15 protein-coding genes are annotated in these 11,633 nt (G+C 61.9%); 14 read left to right on the top strand and 1 reads right to left on the bottom strand.

What is annotated here, in order from left to right; all coding sequences use genetic code 11:
- Positions 1-284 precede the first annotated feature (284 nt).
- Positions 285-422, bottom strand: coding sequence for a hypothetical protein (locus HPY32_RS04695; RefSeq protein WP_156674258.1), 138 nt, complete (start codon positions 420-422; stop codon positions 285-287).
- Here HPY32_RS04695 and HPY32_RS04690 point away from each other — a divergent pair.
- From HPY32_RS04690 to HPY32_RS04625, 14 genes are all read left to right on the top strand, one after another.
- A complete protein-coding gene (locus tag HPY32_RS04690) occupies positions 403-867 on the top strand; it encodes a DUF6378 domain-containing protein (protein ID WP_156674257.1) in 465 nt (154 codons plus the stop codon). The two genes, HPY32_RS04695 and HPY32_RS04690, sit on opposite strands and share 20 nt — an antisense overlap.
- On the top strand, positions 867-1,466 hold the full coding sequence (locus tag HPY32_RS04685) for a ParB N-terminal domain-containing protein (RefSeq protein WP_067583777.1): 600 nt from the start codon (positions 867-869) through the stop codon (positions 1,464-1,466). Before HPY32_RS04690 ends, HPY32_RS04685 begins: the two co-directional genes overlap by 1 nt.
- 79 nt (positions 1,467-1,545) lie before the next feature.
- The gene (locus tag HPY32_RS04680) at positions 1,546-2,571 is read left to right on the top strand and encodes a phosphoadenosine phosphosulfate reductase domain-containing protein (protein WP_082871196.1); all 1,026 of its coding nucleotides are present in this window, start codon (positions 1,546-1,548) and stop codon (positions 2,569-2,571) included.
- Positions 2,568-3,146, top strand: coding sequence for a ParB N-terminal domain-containing protein (locus tag HPY32_RS04675; protein ID WP_067583771.1), 579 nt, complete (start codon positions 2,568-2,570; stop codon positions 3,144-3,146). The genes HPY32_RS04680 and HPY32_RS04675 overlap by 4 nt, the downstream gene beginning before the upstream one ends.
- Entirely contained in the window at positions 3,143-3,712 is a 570-nt protein-coding gene (locus HPY32_RS04670) for a class I SAM-dependent methyltransferase (protein ID WP_067583766.1), read from the top strand. Before HPY32_RS04675 ends, HPY32_RS04670 begins: the two co-directional genes overlap by 4 nt.
- A 4-nt stretch (positions 3,713-3,716) precedes the next feature.
- Positions 3,717-4,163, top strand: a complete 447-nt coding sequence (locus HPY32_RS04665) for a hypothetical protein (protein ID WP_156674256.1) — start codon at positions 3,717-3,719, stop codon at positions 4,161-4,163.
- Entirely contained in the window at positions 4,164-5,006 is an 843-nt protein-coding gene (locus tag HPY32_RS04660) for a hypothetical protein (protein WP_156674255.1), read from the top strand. It abuts the gene before it with no gap.
- A gap of 91 nt (positions 5,007-5,097) precedes the next feature.
- Positions 5,098-6,333, top strand: coding sequence for a helix-turn-helix domain-containing protein (locus tag HPY32_RS04655; RefSeq protein ID WP_082870998.1), 1,236 nt, complete (start codon positions 5,098-5,100; stop codon positions 6,331-6,333).
- A 675-nt stretch (positions 6,334-7,008) separates the two neighbouring features.
- The gene (locus HPY32_RS04650; RefSeq protein WP_067583753.1) at positions 7,009-7,710 is read left to right on the top strand and encodes a histidine phosphatase family protein; all 702 of its coding nucleotides are present in this window, start codon (positions 7,009-7,011) and stop codon (positions 7,708-7,710) included.
- 381 nt (positions 7,711-8,091) lie between these two features.
- Positions 8,092-8,958: an aspartyl/asparaginyl beta-hydroxylase domain-containing protein gene (locus tag HPY32_RS04645; protein ID WP_156674254.1), complete on the top strand. Its 867-nt coding sequence runs from the start codon at positions 8,092-8,094 to the stop codon at positions 8,956-8,958.
- Positions 8,955-9,824, top strand: a complete 870-nt coding sequence (locus HPY32_RS04640; RefSeq protein ID WP_156674253.1) for a nucleotidyltransferase domain-containing protein — start codon at positions 8,955-8,957, stop codon at positions 9,822-9,824. The genes HPY32_RS04645 and HPY32_RS04640 overlap by 4 nt, the downstream gene beginning before the upstream one ends.
- Positions 9,821-10,426, top strand: a complete 606-nt coding sequence (locus tag HPY32_RS04635) for an SLOG cluster 4 domain-containing protein (protein ID WP_082870996.1) — start codon at positions 9,821-9,823, stop codon at positions 10,424-10,426. Before HPY32_RS04640 ends, HPY32_RS04635 begins: the two co-directional genes overlap by 4 nt.
- Positions 10,426-10,968: an orotate phosphoribosyltransferase gene (gene pyrE / locus HPY32_RS04630; RefSeq protein ID WP_067583740.1), complete on the top strand. Its 543-nt coding sequence runs from the start codon at positions 10,426-10,428 to the stop codon at positions 10,966-10,968. Before HPY32_RS04635 ends, pyrE begins: the two co-directional genes overlap by 1 nt.
- Positions 10,968-11,633 carry an HAD family hydrolase gene (locus HPY32_RS04625; RefSeq protein WP_067583736.1) on the top strand — a complete coding sequence of 222 codons (666 nt, stop codon included), beginning with the start codon at positions 10,968-10,970 and terminating at the stop codon, positions 11,631-11,633. Before pyrE ends, HPY32_RS04625 begins: the two co-directional genes overlap by 1 nt.

The raw sequence follows: 11,633 nt of genomic DNA, 5'->3' as shown, positions 1-11,633 counted from the left end.
CGAAGTGATCGCACGTCACACTGGTCAACGGCGACCGGCCCGTTGCACGGGATGCAGTCGCGTCCTCGTCCCGAAACGTCGTCCGCTGGACGGGGATTCGGCCCATCATGCAGCTCGAGGGCTGTGCACGGGCTGCTACACCGCCACCTACCGCGCCGGGCGCCTGGCCAATGTGCACAAGCTCGAGCCATCGAAGGAGTGCGAAGACTGCCAGCGTCCCATGGTTCCGCGCAGCTCTATACCACCAGCTGGACATGTCCGGTACGCCGCCAAGGGTGTCTGCACTACCTGTTCATCCAAGCGTCGATATCGAACGCGCACAGCTTGATTCGAGAATGCCTGTTGTCGAGCAGCGCCACGCCCATCTCCGCGTAATCCCGCCCCACACGAATGGATTCACTGATGACCAGCGCCGCGCCCATGATCGGCGTCACCGCCGACCAGCTGCGTGCCAAGTTCGAAGACGTCCTCGCCAAGAACGCGCACCGCTTCACCGAGCACGACTCGGCCAGCGTCGCCGACCTCGAACATCCACAGCTGCAGACCGAAACCGAAAGTGCCGCCACTGCACACGGATTCGCACCACCGATTCGCACCGAGGGCCCTACCGAAGCGTCGAACGGAGTCGTGTCGGCCTCGGGCTCCGTGCTTTCGGAAGCCGCGGAGCGACTTGATGGCGACAATAGCGAGTCGTTCACGCGTATCGCGGCGCTGTGGAGCGCGTATCTCGGTACAAGGGTCACGCCTCACGATGTAGCCAATCTCGTTGTGTTGCTCAATGTCTCGCGGGTGAAGGACGGCTATAAGCGAGACAGCTATGTCGAGATCGCCGCCCACGCTGGGGCGGCAGAACGGATCAACCCCTGATGGCCCTGCACCCGATAACCGATTTGCACTACTACCCCGGAAATGCTCGGAAAGGCGATCACGACCTCATCGAGGAGTCACTGACCCGCTTCGGTCAGTACAGGCCGGTCGTGGTCAATCGCGGCACCCACAGTGCGAAGAAGCGACCAAACGTCATCCTCGTCGGCAACAACACCGTTCATGTGGCGCGAGAACGACTGGGCTGGAACGAGATCGACGTGCACTGGGTCGACGTCGACGATGACACCGCCCACCGGATCAACCTTGTCGACAATCGCGCCAACGATAAGTCCGGTTACGACACCCAGGCACTCCTCGACGCCCTGCACGAGCTGCCGGACCTGCACGCCACCGGCTATGACACCAGCGATCTGGACCGGCTCCTGGAATCGCTCGAGACCGAGCCGGACGACGCGCTCGACGAGGCACCCGTGCCGAGCGCCGGTGTCATCTCCTACAACATCATCTTCGACAACGAGGCGCAGCAGGGCGAGTGGTTCGAGTTCACCAGGTGGCTGCGACGGACCTACAAGAACATGGACACCCTCGCGGAGCGGCTGACCGAATACCTGCAAGCCACGGAGGATAAGCGGCAATGAGGAACACCATCGGGGCGGTACCGTGACCAAAATCCGCAGGTTCATCGACACCGACGTTCACACCGAGGCTCGCAAGCGGATGCACCGCGTCTACGACCTGTTCGACACGGTCATGGTCGCGTTCTCCGGCGGCAAAGACTCACTCGCCGCGCTGCACCTGGTGCGTGAGGTCGCGCTGGAGCGTGGCGACGACCGTCCGATCAAGGTGGTGTTCCGCGACGAAGAGCTGATCCCCGATCAGGTAGTCGAATTCGTCGACGAGTACCGGCAACTCGATTGGATCTACATGCGCTGGTACTGCGTTCCGTTGGAGTCCACGAAGTACATTCTGGGCCAGTCAACCCGGTACGTGCAGTGGGACCCGAACCGCACCCACATGCGGCCGATGCCGCAATGGGCACTCACTCTCGCGAAACTGGGGCTTCCTGAGCACCTGGTCCTCGACCAGTACACCGCCGACACCCTCGTCTCGCGCGACGAGAAGGGCAAGGTCGCGATCGTTACCGGCGTCCGCGCCGCGGAAAGCATCATGCGGTTGAACGCACTCAAGTCGAAGCTGCACGACAACTACATCAACGCCACTCACGACCGGCGCGTGATGACGGTGAAACCGCTATTCGACTGGCAAGAGAACGACATCTTCCGATACTTCTACGACCGCGATATCCGCTACTGCCCGCTGTACGACGCACAGGTGGTATCTGGTGCCGCACTGCGAGTTTCGACGCCATTGCACGCAGAGTCTGCCAAGGTGTTCGGCCGCCTGCGCGAGTATGCGCCCACCTTGTACGCCCAAGTGATCGACCTCGTTCCCGAGATGGCGGTGCAGGAGCGGTACTACAGCGAGTTGGACCGTGCCGCCATGCTGCGCCGGTACGGGCAATCGCTGGACGGTGTTCAGGCGTACATCGAAGAGACCATCGACGACGAGCAGCAGCGAGCGAAGGCGTTGAAGTCCCTTGCTCGCGTTCGTATTTCGGCGCGGAAGCATCCCGCCGCCTATCCGGCCGACCACGTCCTCAAACAGATGGCAGCGGGCGCGTACAAGCGCACCATCACTCCCCTCTCCAAGGTTGACCAAGCGAAAAGAGCCACCCGCGCATGACCACCATCGACCAGCGAGCGAACGCCGACGGCCTGCCCCTCCTCGAATCTGCCCCTGCGGGTGGCGATCCGATCGACCACATTCAGTGGGTACCGGCCGACACCCTGAATGCGAACGCCTGGAACCCGAATCGCGTGCACAAACCCGAGCTGACCTTGCTGGAGCGGTCGCTGCTGTCGACGGGCTGGTTGCAACCCGTCTTGGTGAATCCGGAACGGCTGATCATCGACGGCTTCCACCGCTGGCGCCTCTCGCAGGACTCGAAGACCGTCCGCGCCCGCTGGCGCGGCGGCGTCCCAGTCGCGGTTCTCGACGTCGACCGGCCGACCGCCATGCTGATGACCATTCGCATCAACCGCGCCAAGGGCACACACGTTGCCGTGCAGATGTCGGAGATCGTGCGCGAACTCCTCCACGAGTGGCATCTCGACCCCGAGGAGATCGCCCGCGAGATGGGAGCGACGCGGGCCGAAGTCGACCTGCTCGCGCAGGAAGGTGTGTTCGCGGCGCGGAGCATCGCGAAGTGGGCGTACTCACCGGCCTGGTATCCGGCCGAGGACGGGAAGCGTTCGTGACACGATTCGACTCCGCCGAGCACCTGTACGACTGGCAGCGCTCGGGCCGCTTCCCGAATATTCATGACGGCATCTACAACCTGATCCGCTCGGATGTCGGCCCGGCCGACGGGACGCTGCTCGATCTCGGCTCGTCGACCGGACTACTGACCCGCCGTCTCGGCCAGGCCGGTTTCACCGTGCTCGGTGTCGAAGCTGACGCCAACGCCATCGAGGCAGGCCGGACCGCAGGCACTTACAGCCACACGATCCCAGTTCGACGTTGGGTGCTCACCCCGAACCAGCTCGACGCGTTCGGCGATCTCCTGCGCGCGGAGGGCGTCACCATTGTCGTTGCCCGACGCGTCATTCCGGAACTCGATGACGCGGGCGTGACGCCCCCACTGCTGGCGGCAACTCTCGCGAATTCCGGTGTGCGACACCTGTTTGTCGAAGGGCGGGCACCGCGACGCGATGCTTCACACAGGTTACGATCACTGGCCATCGAAACCGCGGAACTCGGAACACGTTGGCAGACAGCCACTGTCGACGGTTCACACCGCGTATATCTGACCGTGAAGGAGTAGGCCGGTGGCGCTGTCAACCTACAACGGATTTCCCGGCGAGTATCGCGAGCGGGTCCAAGCCGAGCTCACGGCGATGTGGAGTTCAGGACTCTGGGAGCCGCCGGGTGAATGTGCCGTGTGCTACCAAACCGGTGGCGCTATCCACGGCCACCTTGAGGATTATTCGCAGCCGGAAACGTATGTGCCCCTGTGCATTATCTGCCATCTCATCGTGCACGCCCGGTTCCGAGAGCCAGAGCTGTTCGCGGAATACCGTCGCTGGATCTGCGACGGCAACCGGCCTGACGCGCAGACGCAGAATTCTGGATTCGTTGTCATGAAGACTCGGTTTCGTCCCAGCAACGGGTATCAAGGCTGGCCTGGCGCGACTGTCAACAAGCCGGTAGCCGCGACATTCCTCGACGGCCTCGCACCGGTCCGTTTCATCCACCCCCACGCACCCCGCACCTGATTGGAGAAGCAGCGCGTGCCCGAGCCGTGTGTACCCGCACCCTTGCTCGCTTCGTTCGTCGACGATCTGCGCCGTATACCCGAGCTGTTCCGGCAGCTCGAAATCACGATAACCAGAACCGACAGCGTTCGTGCGCAACGTGATCCCGGTGCGCGCACCAGCGGAGACAAGCGGCCGATGATTGTCAACCTGCGGGCATCGGATCGACGGCAGCACCTCCTGCGCACACTCCGGCAGGCCGCCGCGCGTCCGCCCTTCGCGGCCCGCGCGGTGAGTCCGGCCGCGGCAGCAGCGGCCATCCTCGCCGATCTTCCAACCACAGCCCGTGGAACCGGCGCGGTGGAATGGATAGAGCGAGTCCAGTCGGCCGTCACCAAGGCATGGGGTGCGGTCGACTCTCCCGCACATCGGGTGTTCGGCGGCAGGTGCACCGATTGCGGCGCCCCTGTGTCCGCACCGGCGCATCTGACGGTCGTAGCGTGCCCCCGATGCGGAATTCCTCACGACGTCGATCAGAATCGCGATTGGATGCGCAGGGCCACTGCCGAATACACCGGAACCGCCGTGGAGTTGGCGCGGTTGCTGCCCGAACTGTACGGCGCGCACATCCAGGCCGGCACGATTCGGAAATGGCACGAGCGCGGCCAGCTCATCGGCTGTGTCGAAGACCGCGGTACCACATTCCGGCTCGGCGACGTAGCCGCACTGCATGCCCGAAAGCGCTCACGCACAGCCTGTGTCGCCACTGCTATCAGAGCGGCAACCGCACAATCGGTCTCCGTCTCGCGGCACACGACTATCGTCGCTGGGCCTTCAGGCTCGTCCACCGAGCCCGCCGCGTAGAGGACCGGTCGTTCGTTTACCCTGGCCCTGACCAAGACTGCGGCGGTACGGTGAGGTCACCTTGGGGGGACATGGTCAAGGGAGAAACGTTATGCACGACATACCGCCCAATGACGTTGGTCGCCGACTCCGTGAGATCCGCGCATGGCGGGGCCAGACCATGCAGGTAGTCGCCGACCTTGCTGGCATCAGCTTCGGCTATCTCGGCAGACTAGAGCGTGGTGAACAGTCGCTCACTAGCCGCGCCACCCTCGAAGCACTTGCGCGGGCGCTCAAAGTGGCACCGACGGAGTTCAACGCCTACCCCTGGCATTCATTGGCACCAGAGCACAGCGAGCAGGCACATGCAGGGCTGATAGCCATGGAAAACGCCCTCGACGTCTACGAGCTCGGCGATGATCCCGGCGCGGAGGTCCGTCAGTGGCCACAGGTGGAAGCTGATCTGGAACGGCTGGCCTACCTCATCCACGGCACGTCGGATTACGCCGCTCAGGGTGAACTCACTCCCGGTCTGATCGGTGAGCTTCACGCTATTTACGCGCGTGATGCGCAGCGGCGGCGTGAGGCGTTGCGCGGCTTGATTCTCTGCTACACCTCAGCAGTCTGGACGACCAAGCGGCTAGGTGGCCGCGGCTTGCCACTGCTTGCGGCTAAAGCCGCTCAACAGTGCGCCGAGGTGCTCGAAGAGCCTGCCTGGCAAGGGTTTACCGCCTGGCTCCGGGGTGATGTGACCGGTGGGCTGTCCCGACCGGAGCAGTACCGCCGGGCAATCAAGATGACCGACCAGTTGACACCGCATCTAGACAGTTCCGACGTCCTTCAGATCTACGGAATGCTGCATCTATCTGCCGCTCTGGCCGCAGCTGTGCAGGCAGATCGCGATACCGCGACCACACATCTGGCGGAGGCGCAGGTCGTGGCTCAGCGTATGGAGGATGAGGCTGGCAGCTTCGCTCATCTCTGGTTCGGTCGTGCCAACGTCGGGATTTGGCAGGCGACGATCGGGATGGAGTTCGGCGATGAAGGTCGAGTCGCCGAACAAGCCCGCGGCGTTCGAGTCGATGCAATCCCAAGCAAGAGCCGTCAGGCGGAGTTCTATATGGAAGTCGGGCGCTCGCTGCTTGCTGACGCTAAGCATCGAGACAAGGGGGTCGAGGTCCTCCTCAAGGCCGAAGATCTTGCGCCGCAACGAGTCCATGCCGATGTGTTCGTACGTGAGGCCGTAGCCGACCACTTGCGCAGTGCTCGTCGCGATGCTGGTGGGCGGAACCTGCGTGGTTTGGCTTGGCGGCTAGGAATCGCACCGGAGCTCGCCTCAAACTCCTGAAGTGTCCTCGAAAGTTAGCTGACCGCAGTAACTTTCATTGAAATTCGCCGATTGTCCTTACAGGACAACAACGCCCCAGAAGCGGCCTTACGGTCAGTTCCACCCTGGGGCGCGGCAGTAAGTACCCCATGTTGTAGCCGAATCGCCAACGGACCGGCGGTAATCGGCGGGGTATGCCCCGTGCCCCAGGGTGTCCTGAGATGACTCACTCAAAGGAACGCTCTGGGATGTATTCGCTTGCCATCCACCAAACCATTGCCCTGCTTGACAAGGAAGCACGCCGAGCATCTCTCCAATTCCTCACGGCCTCGCAGCCGAAGGAGACGGCGGCGATCCAACCGGCCTACCGGACAATGCAATGTCCATGCAGCGCGGTCGGGATCGAGGCTGGATCGCATGTGCCACGGAGGTCGTGATTCGCGATGCGACCTACCACTATCCGTCATATCCGCATCGAGTCAGGCGCGTTCACGCTCGATTACCAGGCCACCGCGGAACAAGCGCAGAGCGTGGCTGATGAGCTGGCAGCTGCAAATTCGAAGTCGGAGTTGGTCGTCACCGTAGACGATGACGTGCAAGATGACCTGCCGCCCTTGCCATGCTCTGAGCTCTGGGAATAGCAATGGCATTGGCGGACAACCTCAAGCCTCTACCACGACTGGAGAAGGATACGTAATGACCGACCCTGGAACTTCTACCCGGCTCATCCTTGTTCGCCACGGCGAAGCTCACTGCAACGTGGACAACATCGTGGCCGGAGAACGGATGTGTGTCGGACTCACCGATCAGGGGCGAGAACAGAGCGAATGCCTTGCCAAATACCTTGGCGAGCAAGGTAATCGACGGTCGATTAGCACGATCTATAGTTCGACCGCGCCACGGGCCGTTCAAACGGCCGAGATCATTGGTCAGACGATCAAGCGACCAGTCTTCGCGGCCTTTCCTGCCCCGATATATGGCGAGGCGGAAGGCAAGTCGTGGTCGGAAGTTGTTGCCGCATTGGGTGGTACGCCAACCCTATTACCACACGTACCTATTGCCGCTGGGGCTGAATCGTGGATTGTGTTCGCCCGACGGACCGCCCAGGAGCTGAATGAGGTGGTGCTGCAGCACCCGAACGAGACGGTCCTAGTGGTAGCTCATCACGAGACGGTCATCGCAGCGGCGCAATCCTTCTTGGGGCTGGTGCCATGGAGCCGGGCGGACATCACCTTCCGAATGGGCTACACCGCACAGACGGTCTGGCAGAAGGAGCGGTTGTCCTGGAGCGATCCGGAAGACGACTACTGGCGTTGGACCCTGGTGCGGCACAACGACACTCGGCACCTCACCACGATGCTTCCGCGGCGAGAATCGCAAGTGGCGTCATGGGACTGAGCGATGACTCCGGCCCTGGTCCTGATACTTTGGCCAGCCTCGCTCTTCTTCACCGCCGTGCTGTCCTTCCGGTTCGGGGCGTACTGGAAGTCGGCGGGGAGCCAGGGGCGGCATCGGGCGGGCATTACGTCGAGCTGCGGAGATTTCGAGGACGAGGGCCTGGTCGAGGGGCGGTCCTCAAGCGTTCATATGCCGATGAAACCCATTCGGTGGTGGAGCGATGAGGACGACACAGATGTCCTGCCGAGAATCGATGATGAGATTCCATGACGCGATCCTCATCGCATTGGGGTTATCCAGATAGTACGGCCGCCCCCCATACGGTCGAATTTACTTTAATTCGCCCCACTCTCATGGGGCTCGGGGAGAAAGGACGAGCTGTTGCCTATCGTAAGCACAGATAATCGTGGAGTCGTTAGACAGATCGCTTGCCTGCAAGCAGTTGACGACCTGCTGCTCGAACGGCTTCAGCATGAGGTGCTGACCGTTCCGGACGATGAGATGTGGGTGGCCGAGTACTCCCAATATCAGTCCGGCGGCTGGTGGACGTTGTCGCTACTCAACGACACCGGATCGCCGACCGACGTCCGAATAAGGGATTGCACCCCGGTCGAGACGACACTGTTACGGAAAATGCCTGTCACGCACAGGTTCCTATCTTCGTTGGGCCTACGTTACATGTGGGTCCGAATTGCGCGCCTCGGCCCAAATTCGTTTCTGTGGGAACACCGCGACTATGACGAGCTCGACGAGTCGGAGCGATACCGACTCCATATTCCTCTTGCGACCAATAGCTCGGCCGCCCTTGTTGTCGGTGGAGCACGGGTACACCTGCGAGCGAGTCGAATCTGGCGGCTCACCCCGACGCATGTGCATGGCGCGTGCAATCTGCTCGGTCCCGACCGCTATCACCTGTTGTTGGATTGCTATACCGATGATCGATTAGCAGAATTGACGGATCACGAATGGCTTGATCCAGCAGACGTCTATCGGTTGCCAGCCGCAACGGGCGTCGAACTCGACAGCTACTTCCGTAAAGCCGTGTCACTGGCTCGTCTGGGATACCGGAAGTCAGCGGAGAACTATCTACTGCGGTTGTTCTACGAACGGACGCTCCCGGAGGGAGGGATCTACGACATGATCGCGTCGCTGTACGACTCGCTCGGTTGCCCAGACCAGGCCAGCCATTGGAGAGCGAACAAGAAGATTCTGCTCGGCGCGGTGCGATCGACGAGGGAGGAACAGTGAACCGGCCAGCCATGCACCAGCTCGTCGAAGCCAATCGGCCGAATCAGTTCGCCCTGCTGGAGTACGCGACCCAGGCACTTACTCGAAGTGAAGCGGTAACACACCTCCTTGTACGCGGCTCCCTGGCGCGTGGAACTGCCGATCGTTTGTCCGATATCGACTTCGTTGTCGGAGTAGACGACTGCCTGCTCCAGGAGTTCGTCTCAGTCCTCGACCCCCTGGTCGTGACAGAGCTGGGCGGCATTCTCCCTGGCTGGCGCGACACAATCGTCGGGGATATGGGCGGGCTCGGCTACGTGTATCTCCTCGGCTGGGGCGGTCACCTTCAACAGCTCGACTTGTATGTGGTCCCAGCGAGCCATATTGGCCGTGTCCAGGAACGCACCGTCTGTGAACCGGTCTTCACTCGTGACCCGCATGCAGTGTACGAGCCTGACCCCGGCGTCGCGCCATTCGTCGCCCGCACGATGAGTACGCTACGTTCCTGCAAAGATTTGCTGATCGAAGCTCTCGTTATCGGCTACCTGATACGAAAACGGATTGCACGCGGTCAGGAACTCATCGCCTACTCGGAGATGTTCCTTTTCAACACGGCAGCGAAGAATCTCATCAAAGCAGCCCTTGCGCCGACCTCCACCTTTTATGGATGGTACCAGCTCAAGGAAGAGATCGGCGCTACGCCCATAGGGCGAGAATGCCTCAACCATTTGACAGCGCTAATCTCCACGCAGGCCATTCCAACTGTGGGATCGCTGACTGCGGGTTTGGATCGAGTATTCACACTCGCGAAAACAGTGGCGCCGGAGACGGTCTATGGGCTCCGTGAAGCAATCGACGCCTACCGCTACTATCTGGAGCTGCCATGACCAAGAACTCGTACAAATACGGGTGGACCGCAACATTTTTCGGCGGTGTTGTCCCATCGTCCGAGCAAGAGCAGAAGCTCGCTCATGGCGTAGGGCGCGCACTTGCACAGGCTGGGTTTCTTCTACAACACGGCGGATACAACGGGCTGATGGAAGAAGCGGCGCGAGGTGCAGCACATGCCGCCGGGAACGTCGTCGCTGTCACGTTGTCCGATGTCAATTGGGGGAAGTTCAATCCGTACATTTCAGGTGCAATTCAGTTTCCGAGCCTGGGCGATCGGCTGCATCAGTTCCTTGATCCTGCGGATCTAATCATCGCGATGGGCGGGGGTATCGGCACCCTTCATGAACTGACGGCTGCAATTTGGTATGCGGGAAACATTCGCCCGGTGCCTGTCTGGCTGACCGGTGCAACAGCAGTGCGATTGTCAACGTTCTTGAGGTCGGAACATTGGTTGTTCGAGTCGCCGACACGGCCACTCGGATTCCTTCGAGAGATTCCCGACATGGCGGCGTTCAGAATTGCGCTCGTCGAATTTGTCGATAGCCTCAGAAATTCCCATAACGATGCAGATCCGACCGCAGCGAACGGACATGGGTAATGGTGTCGATAAGCCTGATCACGCGTATCCGCACTGCGGCGATCCGACGAGGCCCGTTCACGCTTCCGTCTGGCGAGGTGCTGGACGAGTATTTCGATCAGTATCTGCTTGCCGCAGATCCCCTGCTGCTTCGAGATGTCGCCGACGCCATGGCGCACGAGTTCCCACGAGACACCGAGTCCGTGGTTGGGGTGGCGTTGGGTGGCGTCCCGCTGGCTGTCGCCCTGTCGGCAGCAACCGGTGCCTGCGCGGCGTTCTATCGACCCGAGCCGAAAAGATATGGCACGTACCACCAGATTGAGGCAGGCACCATTACCGGCAGCAAGGTGGTGGTCGTCGACGATGTCGTGCGCACCGGTTCACAGGTACTGAGAGCGGCGCAGACGCTACGTCAGGCAGGCGCTGAGGTCTCCTCGGTCCTATGCATCCTCGATCGCGACCTCGGTGGGCGTGATCGGCTGGCGGACAACGGGATCGAGTTGCGCTCCCTGCTCACACCATCCGTCCTCGACAACGCAGCCCCTCGCCGGAGCGCACGCTGATGCAGCGTCGCGCATTCGGATACGCCGCCCTGTTCGACCTCGACGGCGTCATCATCGACACGCGGTCGGCCACGAAAGATGCGCTGCGCGCTCTTGTCAGTGCGTGGTCGACCGTCGCTGTCGATCCGATGACGCTCGACCCCTGCGTAGCCCTTCCACCCGTCGATGCCCTTGCGGCACTTGGGGTTACAGACGCGCGCAGGGTGTACCGGGATCACTTCGACGAGGCGTTGTCGACAGCGGTCGGCAGCGTCCGTGTCTTCGACGCCGTCATGTCCGGCATGGCGGCGCTGGGCGAACAGGGTGTCGGCCTGGGCATCATCACCGCACAAGCACGTAGCCGCCTCCGGTTCCTGCTACCCCGGTGGGTGGCCGAGCTGGTGGATGTCGTCATCGCGCACGAGGATGCACCGGCCAAGCCCGCCCCGGACGGTGTTCTGGCTGCCTGCGCCCACCTCGGCGTATCACCTGAACACGCGTTCTTCGTTGGTGATACGCCAACCGATGTGGCGGCAGGCTGCGCCGCCGGGGTCTTCACCGTCGGAGCTGGCTGGGGGTTCGGGGGTGCGAATGTCCTCGCGGGCGCGGACATCGTGCTCGCCCGGCCGGATCAGGTCGGCCCCGAGTTGCTGACGCATCTCGGTGGCCGACCGTTCTCCGCGTAG

It is taken from the genome of Nocardia terpenica (genome assembly GCF_013186535.1).
GTDB lineage: Bacteria > Actinomycetota > Actinomycetes > Mycobacteriales > Mycobacteriaceae > Nocardia > Nocardia terpenica.
The sequence above is the reverse complement of the archived record's forward strand: the minus strand, read 5'-3'. Positions and strand labels throughout refer to the sequence as shown.